This window comes from Bradyrhizobium sp. SRL28 (assembly GCF_018596315.1).
Lineage (GTDB): Bacteria > Pseudomonadota > Alphaproteobacteria > Rhizobiales > Xanthobacteraceae > Bradyrhizobium.
In genome coordinates, this window is sequence record NZ_JAHEAG010000009.1 from 141,104 (window position 1) to 162,138 (window position 21,035).

At 61.2% G+C, this 21,035-nt stretch carries 11 protein-coding genes and 2 pseudogenes; 5 read left to right on the top strand and 8 right to left on the bottom strand.

From position 1 onward, the window contains the following. Positions 1–642: 642 nt before the first annotated feature. Both KIP88_RS20410 and KIP88_RS20415 read right to left on the bottom strand, forming a co-directional pair. Positions 643–2,169 carry a Do family serine endopeptidase gene (locus KIP88_RS20410; RefSeq protein ID WP_214489733.1) on the bottom strand — a complete coding sequence of 509 codons (1,527 nt, stop codon included), beginning with the start codon at positions 2,167–2,169 and terminating at the stop codon, positions 643–645. A gap of 609 nt (positions 2,170–2,778) precedes the next feature. Continuing rightward, positions 2,779–3,222 carry a hypothetical protein gene (locus tag KIP88_RS20415; RefSeq protein WP_214489734.1) on the bottom strand — a complete coding sequence of 148 codons (444 nt, stop codon included), beginning with the start codon at positions 3,220–3,222 and terminating at the stop codon, positions 2,779–2,781. A gap of 767 nt (positions 3,223–3,989) precedes the next feature. Between KIP88_RS20415 and KIP88_RS20420 the strand changes: the two genes are divergently transcribed. Then, a complete protein-coding gene (locus KIP88_RS20420) occupies positions 3,990–9,518 on the top strand; it encodes a trifunctional serine/threonine-protein kinase/ATP-binding protein/sensor histidine kinase (RefSeq protein ID WP_214489735.1) in 5,529 nt (1,842 codons plus the stop codon). Positions 9,519–9,633: 115 nt separating this feature from the next. Here KIP88_RS20420 and KIP88_RS20425 read toward each other — a convergent pair whose 3' ends face one another. From KIP88_RS20425 to KIP88_RS20435, 3 genes and pseudogenes are all read right to left on the bottom strand, one after another. Further along, complete coding sequence (locus KIP88_RS20425; RefSeq protein ID WP_214489736.1) at positions 9,634–10,080, bottom strand: heme-binding protein; 447 nt, start codon at positions 10,078–10,080, stop codon at positions 9,634–9,636. A gap of 110 nt (positions 10,081–10,190) precedes the next feature. After that, positions 10,191–11,399 (bottom strand): formaldehyde dehydrogenase, glutathione-independent, encoded by a 1,209-nt coding sequence (gene fdhA, locus KIP88_RS20430; RefSeq protein ID WP_214489737.1) that lies wholly within the window; start codon positions 11,397–11,399, stop codon positions 10,191–10,193. 24 nt (positions 11,400–11,423) lie between these two features. Continuing rightward, positions 11,424–12,107: pseudogene (locus KIP88_RS20435) on the bottom strand (HD domain-containing protein). 249 nt (positions 12,108–12,356) lie between these two features. On the opposite strand from KIP88_RS20435, the gene KIP88_RS20440 reads away from it, so the two are divergent. The 4 genes and pseudogenes from KIP88_RS20440 to KIP88_RS20455 all read left to right on the top strand — a co-directional run. Continuing rightward, positions 12,357–13,907: an MFS transporter gene (locus KIP88_RS20440; protein ID WP_214489738.1), complete on the top strand. Its 1,551-nt coding sequence runs from the start codon at positions 12,357–12,359 to the stop codon at positions 13,905–13,907. Positions 13,908–13,915: 8 nt separating this feature from the next. After that, the gene (locus KIP88_RS20445; RefSeq protein WP_214489739.1) at positions 13,916–15,142 is read left to right on the top strand and encodes an HlyD family secretion protein; all 1,227 of its coding nucleotides are present in this window, start codon (positions 13,916–13,918) and stop codon (positions 15,140–15,142) included. Positions 15,143–15,145: 3 nt separating this feature from the next. Next, entirely contained in the window at positions 15,146–16,624 is a 1,479-nt protein-coding gene (locus KIP88_RS20450; RefSeq protein ID WP_214489740.1) for an efflux transporter outer membrane subunit, read from the top strand. 1,537 nt (positions 16,625–18,161) lie between these two features. Continuing rightward, positions 18,162–18,593, top strand: a pseudogene (locus tag KIP88_RS20455) (LysR substrate-binding domain-containing protein); the annotation flags it as partial. On the opposite strand, the gene KIP88_RS20460 reads toward KIP88_RS20455, so the two are convergent. Genes KIP88_RS20460 through trbG form a run of 3 tightly spaced genes read right to left on the bottom strand, consistent with a single transcriptional unit; the run spans position 18,585 to position 21,026 of the window. After that, positions 18,585–18,893, bottom strand: coding sequence for a DUF2274 domain-containing protein (locus tag KIP88_RS20460; RefSeq protein ID WP_374226488.1), 309 nt, complete (start codon positions 18,891–18,893; stop codon positions 18,585–18,587). The pseudogene KIP88_RS20455 and the gene KIP88_RS20460 overlap by 9 nt on opposite strands. Positions 18,894–18,897: 4 nt before the next feature. Then, positions 18,898–20,094: a TrbI/VirB10 family protein gene (locus tag KIP88_RS20465; RefSeq protein WP_214489741.1), complete on the bottom strand. Its 1,197-nt coding sequence runs from the start codon at positions 20,092–20,094 to the stop codon at positions 18,898–18,900. Further along, positions 20,091–21,026, bottom strand: coding sequence for a P-type conjugative transfer protein TrbG (trbG, locus tag KIP88_RS20470; protein WP_249790910.1), 936 nt, complete (start codon positions 21,024–21,026; stop codon positions 20,091–20,093). Before trbG ends, KIP88_RS20465 begins: the two co-directional genes overlap by 4 nt. Positions 21,027–21,035 lie beyond the last annotated feature (9 nt).

The following is a 21,035-nucleotide window of genomic DNA, read 5'->3' on the forward strand; positions in this document are numbered from 1 at the left end:
GGCTGCGGATCACGATTGCGCGAGAGCACACCCGACTTGCGCACGCGCAACAGGTTCATCCAGTAACCTCGCGAAGCGGCCAGCAGACGGCCGAAACCACACGTTCTCCTCAACCGGGACCAGATACGCTCGTCGGTGGGAATCGCGTGAGGAACCATCAATTCCGGCGGCGACTCGATCGGCTGCGGGTGCCGGCGAAGGAAACGTCCGCAGCACCGAGACGCAGCTCAAGGTTGCGCCGATAATGGCGTCGGCGGATTGACAAAACTTCATGAGCTTCGCGCACGCAATATCCTGGTGAATTACAATAGAGTTACGCCAGAGTTACGCCGTGTCGAACGTTTCGGCGAAAGTCGCCTTCGCACTCTTTGCATTCCACCAGCGCTTTCTGCGCCGACCGGAATACTACTGATCGGGACGTCATTTCCTTCGCCAGCCGGTGCCTCCGAATTTACCTCGACGCCGATTGCCGGATACCAATCAGCGTAGCCGGATGTCGTGGAGCGGAACGGAACCGTCATCAGCAGCCCCTCGGCTGCCAGATGATCTGGTAAATTCGCCCTTTTAACCCGACCGCAATACGTCATCAGCATTCGTTGCCGCCTCCGACGCGCCGGCAACAGCAACGCTCACCAATCCCATTTATCCAATGGGCAGCGCAACGAACTTCATTGTATCGGCTGTCTTCACCCGCATCAGCACGGCATGCTTGCCCTGCGACCTTGCCTCGGACAGCGCCTTACGCACGTCGCTCGCGTCACCGACCGCTTTGCCGCCCACATCAACGATGACATCGCCGGATTGGAAGCCGTGTTCCGCGGCGGAGCCTTCCGGATCGACGCCCGTGACGACAACACCCTTGCCGCCAGAACCAGCCACCTCATTTGCAGGCGCCAGCCTTAGCCCGATATGAGGCGAACGGCTATCCGGCCGGGTTTCCCGATTGCCGGCATCGGCTTGTTTCCGGTTGGGCAGTTCACCGAGCGTGACGGTCAGCGTCTTCGATTCTCCGTTTCGGAGAATATCGAGTTCGACCGAACTGCCGGGAGCCAATGCCGCCACCTTGCGGGAAAGGTCGCGGGAGTCCTTGATCGGCGTGCCGTTGAGCGCGGTGACGACATCGCCGGAGTGGACGCCAGCCTTTGCAGCTGGACTTCCATTCTGCGGCTCGTCGACCATTGCGCCTTCGACTTTCTTCATACCGAGGCTGTCGGCGATGCCCGTGGTTACAGGCTGAACCTGGACGCCGAGCCATCCGCGCGTCACGACACCTTTGTCCTTGAGCTCGGCAATAACCGCCTTCGCTGTCTGCGCAGGGACATCAAAGCCAATGCCGATCGAGCCGCCAGAGGGCGAGTAGATCGCGGTATTGACGCCTATGACGTTGCCATTGATGTCGAATGCGGGACCGCCGGAATTGCCCTTGTTGATCGGCGCATCGATCTGAATGTAGTTGTCGTACGGGCCGGAGCCGATGTCGCGCCCCTGTGCGGATACGATGCCGGCGGTGACCGTGCCGCCGAGACCGAATGGATTGCCCACGGCTACGACCCAATCGCCGACGCGCGGCGCGTGATCTTCAAAGTTCACGTAAGCGAAGCTGGATTTTCCGTCGACTTTGATCAGTGCGAGATCAGTCTTGGGGTCTGTGCCGATGACTTTGGCCTTATAAGTCGTGCCGTCATCGGTGGTGACCTGAACAGACCGGGCGTGATCGACCACGTGATTGTTGGTCACGGCGTAGCCGTCGGGTGAAATGAAGAAGCCCGACCCGGCACCGATAATCATCTCATGGCGCTGGGGCATGCCTTCTGGCGCTTCGTCGGAACCGTGTTGCTGAAAGAATTTCTCAAATGGGGAACCTGACGGTGAATTTTCTTCCTCGTCCGAACTCAGATCCGACGCGTCTGACATTTCATCCATCTCGACTCGCACTGAGATGACCGCGGGCTTCACCTTGGCGACCAGATCGGCAAAGCCCGCTGAATGTTGGCTCTGGGCATCCGCAGCTCGCGCGCTCGATATCCACGGCAGCGAGAGATGGGTATAGCCCGTCGGACCTCCCAGTGCGACGATCGCGGCAATGCCGGCGACGGAAGTGAGCAGGACCAATCGTCGTCGCGAGAAGATCCTTGCGTAAAGGTGATGGCCAGGTTTGTCGTTTGTCATGATCGAAGCTCCTAGGAATGAGGCCACATGGCCTTTTCAGAGTACGTACTAGGGACCCGACATTACGATCGCCTGTCGGACAGGTTAATTCGTGGAAAGGGTAAAGGTGGTTCGCGCAATCGTGCACGTACCCTTGAAGCCCGACTCACGCCGGTCGGGAAACAGCAAAGGGGCCGGGTTGCTGCACCAACCCGCGATCCGGAGACACGACAAGCGTCGGCCGCAGTGCGGCGTCTCCGTTCATTCGATCATATCACAACCACGCGATTGCAACCTCATTGCAGCTCCTGACCCGAAACGGCCCCCTATGTCATTGTTGAATATTTGGACAGCGACCTTTGCGGCCGATCAGGAGGTTGGCGGCTACCGGACCGGCGCAGTTAGGGAGCTGTGTTCAGATGCTCAAGCATCGTGTCGCAGGCCTCCTCGGCTTTCGCGAAGCTGTCGAACGGCGAACCGCCGATCTTGATCGCCCCTTTGCGCCCCCTGCCACGAATCTCAACGATATGCCTCAGAGCGGTGCCCTCGTTGCCACTGTTTCACGTGACTCTCTGTTGTTTGGGCAACAGGCGCGCTAGTTCCTGCGAGCTAATTGGCCTCGCCGGCGCACTAGAAAGCATTCCGCGCGTCTACGGCTGACGCGATCCTGGAGTAGCATTGCGGCTTTCTGCGGCCTGAGGCAAGCGATGCATTCATGACGCTGTTTGACGAAGTACGAAGCTTTGGAGAATCTTCGGCAAGATCTAGACCCTCGAGATTGCGTGGCAAGGCTCGTCGAAGCGCATCGGCTGTTGCGATCAGCTGTTCGCAGGCGAGCCGCAGCCTTTTCTGAAGCGCCTCGAGAAGAAGCATGATGAGCGAACGTAGCGAGACGTCCAAAGCCGAGGTCAGTTCGTCGAGGACAACGAGACTCGGATGCGCGGCAATGGGACGCAATGTTGACGCGTTGCCGTTGCCCAAGGAAAGCCCGTGCGGATAGCGGTCTACAAGGCCGGTTCGCAGCCTCACTTCGGCGGTGATCGCGTTGAATCGCCCGCGCGGCTCGGGCGTCATCTTTGGATGCAGCAGGGAGCGGCTCCAGGTTGACCATCTGCATGGCGCGCCGCGTGTTGCGAAGCTGCCTGTCGAGCGCGGTGATCTCCTCGCCGGCGAAACGGATACTGTTGGTCGTCGGCTCGATCCATCGCAGCCGTTAGCGGGCGAGCAACCAGATCAGCATGATCGCAACGAGTGCAATGATCCCGATCACGGTGATTCACCCTCCCCGGAACCTCCGCCTTCCTGGTCGCTCTTAGCGGAACCCCACGTCACCTCGGCGCGCCGTGAAAAGCGCGCCTACCTCGCCCGGCGCATCAGGACGCTGGAGGTGGCCTAGCGCAAGCGGCGGCGTCCAGCTGGACGCGACGCTACGGCTATTCGATTTGCAAGCGAACCGAGATCAGATCCAAGCGCCGGACCTCGGGCCGCTGCTTCGCCGTTGGCGAACTGCCCATCGTTGGCGAACTGCCCAAGGCTTGCCTGACTATCCTGAGGGGGCGGCGACCCGTCTCCAGGGCTGACGGAGCTGGGCACACCCAAGTCGCCATAGCCGCGCAGCACCTCGGTGCCTCATCTCGCGCGGGTTCCTTCCTTGGGGCTGCCGACACCCGGTCTATGCCCGCCGCGATGCCTGTCATCGGTCGGCATCCGCAACCTCCACAGTAACTGACATGGTCATGCCGCCTCGTGAGTGGTAAACTCCTATTCAGACCTTCTCTGGCCACCCTCTGAGAGACCTTCTCAGTCCAATGGCAGCACCGACCTGACGGCGGATCCCGCAGATGAACCCATCCCCTTGGTTCGGCGCTGGTGAAGGTAGTAGCCTCAAGGTCTTGTGGGAGGACGGTGAACGCGTCTTCTGCAGAAGACACGCCGACGGTCGGGCTGCCGTGCTGGCCGTGCTGCCCGCCGCGGAGCATCCGATACCTGCCACCCTCGATCGCCTCGCGCGCGAATACGAACTGAAGGACGAACTGGATGGGACGTGGGCGGTGCGACCGCTCGAGCTCGTCCGCGAACGCGGTCGGATCATGCTGCTGCTCGAGGACACCTGCAGCGAGCCGCTGGACCGGTTGCTCGGGATGCCCGCAGAGGTGCGGAGCTTTCTGCGCATCGCCATCGCGGTCGCCGCGGACCTCACACAAGTCCACCGGTGCGGTCTCGTCCACAAGGACATCAAGCCGGCCAATATCCTGGTGAACCCCATGACCGGAGAGGTCAAGCTCACCGGTTTCGGTATCGCTTCGCGTCTGCCGCGCGAGCGGCAGGCGCCCGCGCCGCCCGAGTCAATCGCGGGCACGCTCGCCTATATGGCGCCCGAACAGACCGGACGCATGAACCGCTCGATCGACGCCCGCAGCGACCTCTACGCCCTTGGCGTTACGTTCTACCAGTTGCTCACCGGCTCACTGCCGTTTACCGCGGCCGAACCCATGGAGTGGGTCCACTGCCACATAGCCAGAAAGCCGGTGCCACCAAGGGAGCGGCTGGCGACTGTCCCGGCCGCGCTCTCCGATCTCGTCCTGAAGCTGCTCGCCAAGAGCGCCGAGGAGCGCTACCAGACCGCGGCCGGCCTGGAGCGCGACCTAGGGCGCTGCCTTGCCGCATGGGAGGCTCAGCATCGGATCGATGCCTTCCCGCTCGGCCAACAGGACACGCCCGACCGGCTCTTGATTCCCGAGAAACTGTACGGGCGCGAGCGCGAGATCGAAACCCTGCTCGCCGCCTTCGACCGCGTCGTCACCAGCGGCCGGCCGGAGCTGGCTCTGGTCTCAGGATATTCCGGCATCGGCAAGTCAGCCGTCGTCCATGAGCTGCACAAAGCACTGGTGCCGGCGCGCGGCCTTTTCGCCTCCGGCAAGTTCGATCAATACAAGCGCGACATCCCTTATGCGACGCTGGCGCAAGCGTTGCAGGGCCTGATCCGCGCACTTCTGGGCAAGAGCGACGCCGAGCTGGCCGGCTGGCGCTGCGCGCTCGGCGAGGCGCTTGGCCCGAACGGGCAGCTCATGATCGACATTGTTCCCGAATTAAAGCTCCTCATCGGAGAGCAGCCGCCGGTCCCGGATCTTCCGCCGCAGCAGGCACAAGGGCGTCTCCAGTTGGTGTTCCGGCGGTTTCTCGGCGTCTTTGCGCGGCCCGAACATCCGCTAGCGCTCTTTCTCGACGATCTGCAATGGCTCGACGCGGCGACGCTCGACATGCTCGCCGACTTGTTGACCCAGGCGGACGTGCAGCGGTTGCTGGTAATCGGAGCCTATCGGGACAACGAAGTCGATTCCGCCCATCCACTGATGCGTAAGCTCGACGCCATCCGCAAGGCGGGAGCATTGGTGCAGGAGATCAGTCTTGCGCCGCTGGCCCGAGAAGACCTGGGGCGGCTCATTGCGGATACGCTGAGCTGCGCGCCGGGCGATGCCGCCCCGCTGGCGCGACTGGTGCACGAGAAGACGAGCGGCAATCCGTTTTTCGCCATTCAGTTCATTTCTGCGCTTGCCGAAGAGGGGTTGCTCCGCTTCGATCATGACGCCGCGGGCTGGCGCTGGGAACTCGATCGCCTTCACGCCAAAGGGTACACCGACAATGTGGTCGATCTCATGGTCGGGAGATTGACCCGCCTGCCCGTCGCGACCCAGGCTGCGTTGCAGCAGCTTGCCTGCCTCGGAAACGTCGCCAAGATCACGATGCTTTCGGTCGTCCTCGGAAAATCGGAGGACGACACCCGTTCAGACCTCTGGGACGCCGTTCGTCTGGAGCTGGTCGAACTCATGGAGGGCTCGTACAAGTTCATCCACGACCGTGTCCAGGAGGCCGCGTATTCACTCATATCGCAACGATTGCGTGCCGATGCGCACCTCCGCATCGGAAGGCTGCTCGTCGCGCATACCCCTGCGGAAAAACGCGAGGAAATCATCTTCGAAATCGTCAATCAGCTCAACCGTGGCGCCGTCTTGATCACGTCACGCGACGAGCGTGAGCAGTTGGCCGAGCTCAATCTGCTCGCGGGCCGGCGCGCCAAGGCCACTACCGCCTACGCCTCGGCGCTCACCTATTTGACTTTAGGTGAGGCCCTCTTGCTGGAGGACTCGTGGGAGCGTCGGCACGAGCTCACCTTTGCGCTGGCGCTGCACCGGGGCGAATGCGAGTTCCTCACTGGCGCGCTGGCGGAGGCGGAGCAGCGCCTGGCGGTGCTGTCAAGCCGCGCCGCAAATACGGTGGAACGAGGTACGGTGGCGTGCTTGCGCGCAGACCTGTACACCGCTCTAGATCAGAGCGGCCGCGCCATCGCCGTAGGGCTCGACTACCTCCAGCATCTGGGTATCGACTGGTCGCCGCATCCGACGGAAGAGGAAGCACGTCGCGAATACGAGCGGATCTGGTCGCAACTCGGGAGCCGCACGATCGAGTCTCTGATCGAGCTGCCTTTGATGAGCGACCCGGCATCCCTCGCGACGCTGGACGTCCTGGCCAAGATCGTGCCACCTGCATTCTATACGGATGCGAACCTGCTTTCTTTGATCACCTGCCGAGCAGTCAATCTCAGCCTCGAGCGCGGCAACTGCGACGCTTCGTGCAGCGCCTATGAATGGCTGTCCATGCTCGCCGGACCGCACTTCGGCGACTATCGGACTGCCGTATATCGCTTTGGTCAGCTCGGCTATGACCTAGTCGAAGAACGCGGACTGACGCGTTTCCAGGCCAGGACCTACATGGACTTTGGTGGTAGCGTTCTGCCCTGGACGAGACATGTCCGGGTTGGCCGCGATCTGGTGCGGCGCGCGTTTGAGGCGGCAAACAAGGTTGGGGATCTCAATTACGCCGCCTACTGCGGCAACCAGTTGAACACGAATCTTCTCGCGGCGGGTGATCCGCTTGCCGAGGCTGAACGCGAAGCCGAGCATGGCCTCATGTTCGCGCAGAGGATGCGGTTCGGACTTGTTATTGACATGATCACCTCGCAGATCGGGCTGATCCGGACGTTGCGCGGCTTGACGCCGGCATTCGGCTGCTTCGACGAAGAGCAGTTCGATGAGGCTCGGATCGAGGGCCGCTTTTCAGCAAATCCGGCTTTGGTATTTGGCGAGTGTTTCTACTGGATCCGCAAGCTGCAGGCGCGTTTCTTTGCCGGCGACTACGCGTCGGCCCTCGAGGCCTCGTCCAGGGCCAAACGGCTGTTGTGGAGCTTGGGCTCGCAGCTTGAAACGGCGGAATATCAATTTTACAGCGCGCTGACTCACGCCGTGTCCTGTGATTCTGCGGCAGCCGGCGAGCGGCAGCAGCACCTAGACGCTGTCGCTGCTCATCACAAGCAACTCCAGCTCTGGGCGGCGAATTGCCCGGACAATTTCGAGAACCGCGCCGCGCTGGTCGGCGGCGAGATTGCGCGGATCGAAGGCCGGGAGCTCGATGCCGAACGCCTCTACGAACAGGCCATCCGCTCGGCCCGCGCAAACGGCTTTATTCACAACGAGGCGCTCGCCAATGAACTCGCTTCCCGCTTCTACGCAGGGCGCGGCTTTGAGAAGATTGCCCGCCTGTATTTGCAGGACGCCCGCTACGGCTATCTCCACTGGGGAGCCGATGGCAAGGTGGGGCAACTTGATCGGCTTCATCCGAGCTTGGCCGCTCCGGAGGCGCACGGTCCCACAGCGAACATTGGCTCGTCGGTCCAGCAACTCGATGTAGCGACCGTCGTCAAAGCCTCTCAGGCCGTGTCCAGCGAGATCGTCTTATCCAAGCTGATCGAGCGGCTGATGACGATCGCGCTCGAGAATGCAGGCGCGGATCGCGGACTTCTGATACTGCCGGCAGAGGATGACCCTTTGATTCAGGCAGAGGCAAAGGCCGCCGACGATAAGATTGAAGTCGTGCTGTGCCAAAAGTTAATCACCGGGGTCACTTGTCCCGAATCTCTCGTCCGCTATGTCATCCGCACGCGCGAAAGCGTGATTCTCGATGATGCCTCCAAGCCCAACCTTTTCTCCGAGGACGATTATCTGCGCGGCCGACTAGCCAAGTCGATCCTCTGCCTGCCGCTGATGAAACAAGGACGCTTGACGGCGCTGCTCTACCTCGAAAACACGCTGAGCTCGTACGCGTTTCCCCCAGAGCGAATCGCGATCCTAGAACTGTTGGCGGCGCAAGCGGCGATCTCGCTGGAGAACACCCGCCTGTACAGCGATCTTCAAGAGCGTGAGGCGAAAGTCCGGCGCCTGGTCGAATCCAACATCATCGGGATCTCAATTTGGGACTTTGACGGTCGCATTATTGAGGCCAACGAGGCCTTTCTCCACATAGTGGGACGAAGCCGCGACGATATCGTTTCGGGTCGTCTGCGCTGGACCGAGCTAACGCCCACCGAATGGCATGACGCTGACGAAAGATCCGTGGCAGAGCTTCGGGCGACGGGAAGCTGCAAAGCTTTCGAGAAGGAGTACCTACGGAACGACGGCAGCCGCGTGCCCGTCCTAGTCGGCGCGGCGACCTTCGGCGGACCTCGCGACCAAGGCGTCGCCTTCGTGCTCGATTTGACTGAGCGCAAAGAGGCCGAGCAGAACCTGCGAGAGAGCGAGCGGCGATACCGCGAAGCGCAAGCGGAACTTTCTCACGTTACGCGGGTGACGACGCTGGGAGAGCTAGCCGCCTCGATCTCCCATGAAGTAAACCAGCCGCTCGCCGGCGTCCTAGCCAACGCGGAGGCCTGCCTGCGCTGGCTCGACCGTGGAACTCCCGACCTGAACAAAGCGCGCCGCTCAGTGGAATGGGTAATTGACGACGGCAATCGGGCGAGTGAGGTGGTCCGACGCGTGCGCGCGCTCGCGAAAAAGACGGACACTGAGAAGGCGCCTCTCGATATCAATGATGTCGTCAGGGACACCATCGCTCTGGTGCGGCGTGAACTGGTCAGCCACCAGGTATCGTTGCGCATGGATTTCGCATCCGCTCTGCCCATGATCCTGGCCGATCGGGTTCAGCTGCAGCAGGTGATTATCAACCTGGTGATGAATGGCATTGAAGCCATGCAAGCGGTCACAGATCGGCCCCGCGAACTGGTGATACGATCCCGCCAGGATGAAAGACAACAAGTGCTAACAAGCGTAACGGATTGCGGCGTCGGAATCTCCGTTGAGAATGCCGATCGACTGTTCAACGCCTTCTTCACCACCAAAGCCAGCGGCATAGGTATGGGGCTCTCGATCTGTCGTTCGATCATCGAAGCCCACGGTGGCCGGCTGTGGGCCATTGCAAACGTGCCGCACGGTACCACGTTTCAGTTCACCCTGCCGGCGAAAGCAGACACTGAGTCCTAGGTTGCGCGCGTAATAGCCCATCCTGAAGACGAGAGTTATCAGGTTCACACGAGACGATCTATCGCAGCCTATGTGCTCAAGCCCGCGGGGCGCTTCCACGCGCGCACTAACTCTATCACATATGCTGGGGTATCAGGACCGCCGCCGCAGCGTTCGCGATGTCGGTGTCGGTCTCCTTGCTCAAGCCAGCAACACCTATTGCGCCCACGACTTCGCCGTTTACGCGTATCGGAATGCCGCCGCGCAGTGCCATGATATCGGCGGTGACAAATGCCGTTCGACCCTGGTTGATGTTGTCCTCGATCTCCGCCGTCGGCCGTTGTAGCCGCGCAGCCGTTCGTGCCTTCGCTATGGCGAGGTCCGCGCTTGCCGGGCGGACGCCGTCCATCCGCTGGAAAGCAAGCAGATCGCCGGAGGCATCAACCACCGCAATCGCTGAGGGCGCATTCCGCTGTTGCGCGCTCTCTTTCGCTGCTTGCAAGACGGTCTGGGCTCCGGCTTGATTGAGGACCATCACGTTGATGGTTTGTGCCCCGGCTGACAAGCAGAAGACGGTCGCCAATATTCCAACGCCAATTCCAAGTTTTGTCATAGCGACCTGATTTCTATTCGTTGGTTTTGCGGCGCGAGCTTGCCCTAGGTAATCGCACGGATATTAGGTAGCCTTGCGTATCAGGCAGCCTTGGAGAGTTGTCCGTGCGGATCGATGACGAACTTGTTCGCGACGCCGGCGTCGAAGTTCTTGTAGCCGTCCGGGGCCTGCTCAAGACCGATCACCTTGACATTGACGATCTCGGCGATGGGCAGCCTGTCCCAAAGAATCGCCTGCATGAGCTGCCGATTGTATTTCAGAACCGGCGTCTGGCCGGTATGAAGGGCATGGGACTTTGCCCAGCCAAGCCCGAGACGCAGGCTGAGATTGCCGTGCTTGGCGGCTTGTTCTTGCGCGCCCGGATCGTCCGTCACGTAAAGGCCGGGAATGCCGATCGCGCCGGCTGCCCGGGTGACCTCCATCAGGCTGTTGAGCACGACGGCAGGCGCTTCGACGGTCTTTCCGTCTGCTCCTTGCGCCTTTGCTTCGAAGCCGACGCAGTCGATCGCGCAGTCGACCTCCGGAACGCCGAGCACGTCGGCGACGAGTTCGCCCAGGCGATCATGCTTGGTGAGGTCGATCGGCTCGAAGCCGACTTTCCTGGCGTGGGCGAGCCGCTCGTGGTTCATGTCTCCGATCAGCACGGCTGCTGCGCCCAGGATGCGCGCGGACGCTGCGGCCGCGAGGCCGACCGGCCCAGCGCCGGCGACATAGACCGTCGATCCGACCCCTACCTTGGCGGTGACCGCTCCGTGGAATCCGGTCGGCAAAATATCGGACAGGCAGGTCAGATCGCGGATTTTTTCCATTGCCCGCGCCTTGTCCGGAAACTTGAGCAGGTTGAAATCAGCGTAGGGCACCATCACATAGTCGGCCTGCCCGCCGATCCATCCGCCCATATCGACATATCCATAAGCGCCTCCGGCGCGATCGGAGTTGACGTGAAGGCAGACGCCTGTGTCACCCTCTCGACAAGTCCGGCAGCGGCCGCATGCGACATTGAAAGGGACCGACACGAGATCGCCGATCTCAAGATACTCGACATCCCGACCCTTCTCGATCACTTCGCCGGTAATCTCATGTCCGAGCACCATGCCGGCCGGCGCAGTCGTGCGACCCCGGACCATGTGCTGGTCGGAACCGCAAATATTCGTGGTGACGACCTTGAGTATGACGCCGTGATCGATGGTCTTTCCCGCCGGATTGCGGAAGGTTGGAAAGTCGATCTTTTGAACTTCGACGTGGCCGGGTTTGAGGTAAACCACGCCACGGTTGGAATTGGAGGCCATCTCAATCTCCTTTGGGTTTCATTCTTAACAGTCGAGCCGAATTTGCGGACCTGAGGCTTTCCAGGCCGATCCGCGAATCACGCTGAAGAAATTGCCGCGCCTGAAAGCGGGATCCTTGTCCGCCAGCACGTCGGTCTTGACATTACCGAATGTCGTTTCGGGTTGTGTTCGATGCCGTCGTAGAACGCTTGAATGATGTCTTCGTTGAAGTGTTCGGTGCGCGGATGCGCGTGGACGACCGCTTCACGTTCAGCGTCGCTGTAGTCGGCATAGGCGAGCCCCAGCACATCCATCTCGACTCCGGCCGTCACCAGGGCGACGACGGGTTGCATGTGCTGCGGGATGCCCGGCGTCGTGCAGAGCGATCGCGGTCCAAACTGTATCGATGTCGCGCTGCGCAACCCCGTGGCTGCGGAGGAAATCGCGGGCGGCGTTTGCGCCGTCGACTTCGAAGCGTTCATGGGCCCTGCAGTGCGCAGGCGTCAGACCCATATCGTGAAACATCGCACCCGCATAGAGAAGTTCGTGATCGAACTTCAGCGAGCGACGCTTTCCGGCAAGTGCACCCCAGTAGTAGACGCGACTCGAATGGTGAAAAAGCAGTGCGGACTCGGTATCACGGACGAGTTCTGTAATCTTGCGGGCGAGGCTACTGTCGGGAACGCGGATTCCTTCGACTGCGAATGTCTTCTCGGCCGCCAGCGTCATTTCGCTTCTCCTGTTATGCAAGCCCGCGATGCCCTTCCACAAGGAACATGATACGCCGCGCCGGAAGGATCGATTAAAAAGGGATTTAATGTTCTTACGTCTTCGTCATCGCTATTGTTGATCCGCATGATCGGCGACGTACGGTTCAACCGTCGCTATCGCGCTACCGATCATCAATACCTTCGACCGGCCGAATGGACGGCAAGATGCTTGCAATCACGACTGATTGAAAAAGAGTTGTCTTAGCCCATGGATATCAAGCCGTTATTTGGCCTTTGTGGCGTTCTCATCGCTGCGATAACGTCCGAATTTAACGACCAGGTTACATCTATCGCGCTGAGCGACGTCCGCGGCGCACTCGGGATCAGCCACGATGCCGGAACCTGGATCGAAAGCCTGTATGTGTCGGCCGAGATCATCGGCATGGCGACCTCGCCGTGGCTGCTGGTGACTTTCACGTTAAGGCGCTGGACGCTTTTGGCGATCGCGCTCTGCGGAGCCTCAAGCGTGCTTATCCCGTTCAGCCCGAACATCGAGGCGATCTACACTCTGCGGCTGCTGCAGGGGCTCGCGGGAGGCATGATCGTTCCTCTGCTGATGACCACGGCGTTTCGCGTTCTCACGCCGGACATCCGGCTCTACGGCCTGGCCGTCTACGCCTTGACCGCGACCTTCACGCCCGCGCTGGCCTCCACGGTGGCCGCGCTCTGGACCGATATCGTGGACTGGCGTTTCGTATTCCTCCAGACGATCCCACTCTGTTCGTTGGCCGGCGTCCTCGTCTGGTACTGCCTGCACCAGGATCAGCCGAAATACGAACGGTTTCGGATGCTGGACTGGCGCGGCGCGCTGCTTCTGGTGATCGGGTCCGGCGCCCTAAGCACCATGCTGTATCAGGGTGACCGGCTCGACTGGTTCAACTCGAGCCTGATCTGTGTGCTGGCACTGGTGAGCGCCGTCGCCATCCCGCTATTCCTGGTCAACGAGTGGTTCCACCCTTTGCCGTTTCTGAAGCTGCAGATGCTCGGTCGTCGCAACATCGCCTATGGTGCCCTTGGCTTGTTCACTTTTCTGCTGATCAGTCAATCCGGGTCGACCGTGCCCTTGCGATACCTGCAGGAAATCCAGGGTTACAGACCGCTGCAATCCAACCTGATCACACTGGAGATCGCGGCGTCACAACTGTTGATGTTGCCCGCGATGGCGCTGCTGCTGGATTACAAGCGGGTCGATTCGCGCGTCGTCAGCATGGTCGGGCTGGGATTGATCCTCGCATCCTGCATCGGTTCGTCCTTTCTCACGGTTTATTGGAACCGGGATCAATTCTATCTATGGCAGCTGCTCCAGGCGGTCGGACAGCCGATGGTGATCATGCCGTTGCTCATGATGACCACCAATAGCGTTGCCGGCCCGGCAGAAGGTCCTTTCGCGGCTGCGCTGGTCAACACATCGCGCGCCGTCGCAGAGGCAGCAAGTGCCTGGTTCGTGGCGTTGATCGATCGCTGGCGCAACGCGCTGCATTCGGACCGCATCATCGATCAGGCGGGCCAGGATCGCTGGCGGGTGCTCCAGAGCAACGGCGTGCTGCCCCAGTATCCGCCACCGTTGACGCCAGCCGGTCAGCCCCGCATGCCGAACAGCCTGGAAGCCTTCCGCCACGCCGTGGAGCAGCAGGCAGCGATTTTATCGACGAGCGACACCTTTCTGATCCTCGGAGGCATGACCGTGTTCTTGATGGTCGTGGTGATGACGTTGCCGGTCCGCACCGTCCCGCCACGTATCCTCTTTGCAAAGCCATAGGAACCCGCATGGCAGAGGATGTAGCCGAACTCGAGACCCGACCCGCAGAACTGGAGCGGAGCGAAAAGCCAGACCTGGCCCTGCAGCGCAAGAACGACGATTCATCTCAGAAGGACGGCGAGTCGGCGAACCGCACGGACGAAGAACCAGATAAGCTTCCCGTACCTCTGCCGCGCTGGCCCTTCGTTCTGGTCGGACTCGTCGTGGCGATCTTCGCCGCGGTGGTGCTGTACATCATCTTCCGGCCACGCCCGGACGTACGGACCGCCGATGCTTACGTGATGGTCCATTACGCCACGATCGCGCCGCGCATCTCCGGACAGATCGCCTCGGTGGCGGTTGACGACAACGACGTCGTCAAGATCGGACAAGTGCTCGCGACTCTCGACCGGCGCGACAATGAGACTGCCCTGGCTTCCGCAGAAGCGGCGGTGGCACGCGCCAGATCGAAATTGGATGAGATATCCGCGACCGTATCGCGCCAGCCGTCGATCATAGAAGAGCAACAAGCCGCCGTTGCATCGGCACGCGCGAGGTTTGCTTTCGCGCAGGCAGACGCGCGCCGCTACGGCAACCTCGCCACAACAGGAGCCGGCACCGTGCGGGAGCACCAGGAGGCCGACAGCACACTTCAGCAGGGTCAAGCCTCGTTGGATAGCGCCGAGGCTTCGCTCGATGCGGCTCGCCGGCAAGTGGACGTGCTCAAGGCGCAGAGGTCTGCGGCTGAGTCAGTGGTCAAGGCTGATGAGGCTCAACTTGAGCAGGCCAAACTTAATCTGTCCTATACGCAGATCAGGGCACCGATCAATGGCATGGTGGGCGAACGGTCCGTGCAGGTCGGCAACTACGTCGGCCCAGGCACGACGCTGATGACCATTGTGCCGCTCGAGCAGGTCTATATCGAAGCGAACTATCTTGAAGTGGATCTGCTGCACGTCCGCAGCGGCCAGCCGGTAACCATCCATCTGGACGCCTACGACATCGACCTCGATGGGACGGTGGATAGCGTGCCGCCCGCTTCCGGCGCCACCTTTGCTCCGATTGCGCCCAACAACGCCACCGGTAATTTTACCAAGATCGTGCAACGGCTGCCGATCAAGATCGTCGTGACGCCCGGGCAACCTTTGGCTAAGCTCCTGCGCGTGGGCCTATCGGTCGAGACCACCATTCATACAGGACTGGAGGACGTCGTGTACGAACAGCGCAGATCAACCGATCGCGTGACCGGGCGTTAACTGGTGCGTGCCTTACGTCTTGCGGCGTACCTCTCCGGCCCGATGTTAGGCATCGGTCTGACCGGCTGTACCGTTGGGCCGGACTTCCAGAGCCCCGAGATAAGAGAAGCACCCAGGAGATCGGCGTTAGATAACAAAAACGTGCCGAGCCGGACAGTCGAGAGCGCGGTCGACATAGCTTGGTGGCAAAGCTTCCGGGATATTCAGCTGTCCTCGCTGGTTGACAGGCTGGTGGCGCAGAACCTGGATCTCGAGACGGCGGCGGAACGCGTGATCCAGAGCATGGCGCAGCGCCGGGTCGCAGCCTCTCAGGGACTGCCGCAGATCGACGGACAATCATCAAGTACCTATAATCGCCAGAGCCCGAACGGCACGCTCTCCTTGCTCGTCCCTAGGCCCGGCGCGCCGTTGGAGTATCCGCTGTTCCGGGATGGCTTGACGTCATCATGGCAGCTGGACCTGTTCGGTCGCGTTCGGCGGGCGGTGGAAGCCGCCGATGCCGCCACCCTGGCGGCTGTGGAGAACCGGCACGGCGTCGCGCTGGCGGCGGTCGCCGAACTGGCGCAAGGCTACATGCAATTGCGCGGCACCCAGAACCGTCTTGGGATCGCGAAACGCAATCTTCGCCTTGCCGAAGAGAATGTGGAACTGGTGAACAAGCGTTTCGGCGACGGGGTCGCGACAACGCTCGACCTTGCGCAAGCCCGGGCTCAACAGGCCACCATCGCCGCAACCCTGCCGCCACTGCGCGCCCAGGAGGCGGAGTTCATTAACGTTATAGGACTGCTGCTGGGCTATGCTCCACGCGCGCTCGAGGCCGAGTTGCGCCGCTCTCAAATACTGCCGCGCGTGCCGCGCAAGGTTCCGGTGGGCCTGCCTGGAACGCTGGTGCGCCGCCGGCCGGACGTGCGCGAGGCTGAGGCGCGGCTGCATGAAGCCACGGCGCAGACCGGCGTCGCGGTGGCGAGCTTTTATCCTGACGTGACATTGAACGGTGCCGTCGGCGTGGAAAGCTTGCACCTGACCAATCTGTTCTCCCCGACGTCGACCGCATTTGCTCTAGGGCCGTCCGTTTCCATTCCGATCTTCGAAGGGGGGCGGTTGCGCGGCACCCTGGCGCTGCGCGAATCGCGAGAGCGGGAGGCAGCCATCGTCTTTCAGAAAACCATCTTGCGGGCCTGGAAGGAGGTCGACGACGCCATCACCGCCTATCGCGAAGCGCAACTCCGGCGGGGTCACGTCGCCCGGTCCGTCACTGAAAATCAGGCCGCTCTGCAAGCCGCCAGGCAACGTTACTCGGAGGGTGCAATCGATTTCCTGAATGTCATCACGGCACAAGCCCAGTTGCTGCAGAGCGAGAATGATCTTGCCGACAGCGATTATCTCGTCAATCTTTATCGCGCCCTCGGGGGAGGATGGCAGGTCGCAGATGTCGCCTATGGTACAGATGGTACGCAGCGACAGACGACTGGAACACCATAGACAAGTGTCAGGGAACGAGTGCCCGGATATTTAACCGTTCGAGGGCTGCGTCGGTAATGGCATCGCGTCAAGCGGCGTCTGCGCCGCTCACTTGCGCCTTCATCGGTATTCCGCTTCGCGCCAATACTGTTCTCTAATGGTCAAGAACGACAACCCGATTCAGAGCTTTGCACGACGTCGTCCGGTGCCGGTCCAAGAGGCATGCGGGTACGCCGGCCGGCAGGATATGTGGCCACTCAGTTGCCTAACACCGGCTGGCCTGATGCACCGTCCAGTGGCGGGCGCGGCTTGGCGAGGCCTGTCGCATCGGGCGGGGTCTCGTTGCTAGCCGTCCTTGTGTCGATCCGCTCAAGCGTGGTGACGAATGCTGCGAGTATTGCGATTATCACCACAACGGAGCGACGGCGGTACGGTGGCTATCCCGCTCGTTACTCATGAGGGAGCCTCCACTCTAAGGTATCCGGCTCGGATGGTTCCGCCGCGCTACCGGTTAGCCAAGCGCCTCGACTTCGAGTGGCCGAGGCCTCGGGGACGTATTTGATGTGCAGTGCCGTCACGAGTACAGCATCCAGTAGAGATAACCTCAGCACTCTCTCGCGCCGAGGTTATCTCGCGGTCACCGATCCTCAACCTGTCAGCTGACCGTTCCGGATCGCGATCAACACCGATCTACGATAGTCCATCAACTGCACATCTGACGGGGTTGCAGGGGCCAGCCTTGCTTAGTGTGCACGCGCGGCTGGACCACATAGCAACTGCCGTTGTCAGCGTATGAATCGCTGGAGACATACGGATAATAGCCGTACGGATAGTCGCAAGCGTAGTCGTCATAGTCGTCGTACGGGTAGAAGCCGAAACGTCGCCCGAAGCCGCGATCACGAAAACCACGGCCGCGCAATTCACCACCACGAAATCCACCTCCTTGGAAACCACCGCTACCATGAAATCCGCTAGCGATGCCTCCGCCACGGAAACCGCCTCCTCCGGCTTTCCAGTACCTTTGTGCCGAAGGGCGCCGGTATTCTGAGATGTTTTCGCGCACCCTTGCTTGCCGACCGGGCAGTTGCGAACCTCAACGAAGAAAGGGCAGCAAACAGCAAGCTCAATAGGGTGGCGCTGCGCAAGGGCGTCAACGCGAAGGCGTCCACCGCGGCCTGGAGCCTGTCCCAGACGACGTTAGCCGCTCCGCAACTCGGCGGGACCGCCCTCCTTTGTTGCGGTTCAAGCACACGATTCGATCCGCCGCTTGCGCAGCACGAACCAAGCCTTGCGCGGCAGGATGGGACATACCGTGATTATAGGCGCCGGCCGAAAGCGCACGACGTCGTCGTTCATTCGCCTTCCTCCAGAGCTTAGATAGCGGCCCACCGGCTCCATAGACCGTGTCTTTGCGGGGCTGCGGCACTTTCGGAATCGCCTTCAGTGCGCGCGGGCGATCCTCGACGGTCGTACATTCGCCGTACGTCCCTGCCCCGGGGTACGCGCCGACGCCCACAAAGTCCTCATCGGACGACAAGGCATGGTCGAAAGGTCGCGGATGCGCCTCGTCACCGCATTACGCAATGGTGCAATCGACGTTGTCATCGCCACCGACGGGGGACACGTCTTTGACAGCAACGCCTTGCCGCTGTGGAGCGAGCGCGTCCTGGTGGCCTTGCCTGAGGAACATCAACTGGCTGGGAAGAAGGCGATCTACTGGACCGACCTGCGGAATGAGACGGTCCTTTTCAGCCATTATGACTCGGGGCGAGAACTTGAGGATCTCTTGTTGGCGAAGCTGATCTCGACAGCAGACCGTCCCAAGATCGAACGCCATGACGTTAGCAGAGGTATCATCAAGACCCTCATATCCATAGGACTCGGTGTCAGTTTGGTGGCCGAGTCCGACATCGGCGTCAATTTTGCGGGCCTCACTTATCGAGAGGTACGAGACGGCACGGGGCCGAGTCAGGTCAATTATTCAGCACATTGGCGCAAGGACAATGACAATCCGGCGCTGGCAAACTTCCTCAAATTGTTGAGCGAGCGCTATCCTTGCCTTGCGCAGGCTGACCCTTGCGGCGGGTCTTTGCAAAGGCTCGGTCGGTTGCGCCATGAATCGCGCCAGCATTGGTGCGACCAGCTTTGCCGGATCCGAGATCGACTGCCCGGTTTCACGGGTAAGCATGTCGGTGTAGGCCGCGAGGTCGCGATGGACATCGGCCGGCAGTTCCACGGTGAGCTTTACCGGCTTGTCATCGGCGATGGCGCCGAGCTTCAGCTTTGCCATTTTTTCAGCCTCTGTATGGTTCGAGCACGAGGTCGCGATTGACGATTATCCGCACCGGAAAACCCGGCCGGATTGTCAGGGTCGGCTGGATGTTGAGATTGCGCCGAACGATCTGCTGACCGGTCTGGTTCAGGGAATCCCCTGCCCCACGGCGAAGGGCCTGCAGAATGGCGCTGTTTCCATTGCCAGCATCCGAGCCGGACCCAAGTTCGGCTCCTACACCAAGCAAAGTCGACAGCAACGCCGCCTTGAACAGCTCGCCCCAGTGATGATCGACCTCGTCGTAAAGCCCAGCATAGCCTGCGGTATCGGCACCCGGCTGGCGCTCAAGGACGATCGATCGGCCGTTCGGCATGATCAGGCGTGTCCAGACCAGGAGCACGCGTGACTGTCCATGTGTAACATGGCTATCGTAGATTCCTATCAGCCGCGCACCCTGGGGCACCAACAAAGTTTGGCCGGACAGCGTATCAAATAGCGGTTCGGTCACATGCGCCATGATCTGCCCGGGCAGATCGGAGCGGATTCCCGTAATGAGGGCCGCCGAAATCACAGACCCTGCCTGGACCACATAACGCGAGGCTGGCTTAGCCACACGGTCAGGGCTCGTCGTCCGCCGATCAACGGCAGCGCTAACAAAAGCGAGCTTGCGGTCCTGTCCATTTTGGGCAAACGCCTCATCGGACGGAGATGCGGCATTTGAGGTCGTCTCGGCAGGAGTCGCTGCAGCCGGTGGCCGAACATTCGTTGACGCAAATACTTTGCTGATGCGCGCGGACTCGCTTTCCTGGCTCATCCGCTGTTGCTCGGGGTCGACCGCAAGCGGCCCGGACTGGGCCTGGGCCGCAACAATGGGGCGACCGAGATCACCCGGCAATGGCGGCCCGAGGCGCGGCACATCGCGCGGAATGCCCGCATAGTCGCGCGGCAGCCCGGCAAGGCCGTCGGCCACATTGTGGTGATCGGTGCTGTACAGCTCTTCGGAAGCTGGACCACGCGTGCGATTCTGCTGCAGCGCCCACAGCACGGCTCCGAAAACGAGAACGAGCGCGAGTGCCGTGCCGCCGGCCAATACCTTACGCGACAGGCGGGTAACGGGCGGACGTTCTGGACGCAGGCGCAGTGAGCTGGCTATCTCCGCAGCACTCTTCGGCGAGGTAGAACCAGGACCACCGGCGCCAGTCGTTTGGTTATCAGTCACGACGGCCTCCCGTCGCTTCTGATGATTCGGACCTTTTGCTGAGAATCGCCACCAAGTCGCAGCTCCGCCGCGGCAAACAGCCGATCGACGATCAGCACGTTACGATAGGTTCGGTAGTTGACGATCTCGGAATTGCCGTCCGGACCGATGACAAACAGCGGAGGCATTTCTCCCTGAACGATGCCGGATGAGAACTCGATATAGACCTTGTGGCCATCGTCATAGACGCCGACCGGCCGCCAAGGCGGATTGTCGCCCTCGAGGGTGTAGCGATAGCGCCGCTGAGAAGAGTCAGGAAGAACTGGCGTCGGGGAAACAGCCCGGGCACGGCCGGGCCTGTCCTCGGGATAGAACCAGGCGACTGATGGCATGTAGGGTTTTTCACGCGAGCGCAGCTCGATGAGATAGGTGCGCCGGTCGGTGTTGACCACGAGGTTGGTCTCAATCGAAGGCCGCGTCGGCTTGACCATGATGTGGACACGTCTGGTATCGCCGCTTCCGCTTTCGGTGTCGCCAACCACCCAGCGCACGGTGTCGCCAGCCGATACCGGCCCCGAACCCGTGAGCTGCTCGCCGGGCTCGAGTGCGATATCGGTGATCTGTCCGGGGCTCGCGTAGATCTGATAGAGGGCGCCGGGACTAAAAGGGAAGACCTGCACAGCATTGAAGTAGCCGGCGCTACGCGGCTCGACGCGCGCAGCGTCATTGGCGGTCTCGATCCGCGCAATAGGCTCCTTTGCCTCAACGTTTCCCTTCTTGCCTCCCTTCGCCGGCGTCCAGGACGGCGGAACGTGAAGGGATCGCGGACGATCCTCCGCCAGCGACGGCGGACTGGGAAGTGGCGGGATATCGTCGTCGTAGCTGATCTGCGGCGGTTTGGAGGTGGCACAGCCGCTGAGTGCAAATATGCAAGCAAACAGAAACGGGCGCATGACCTTGCG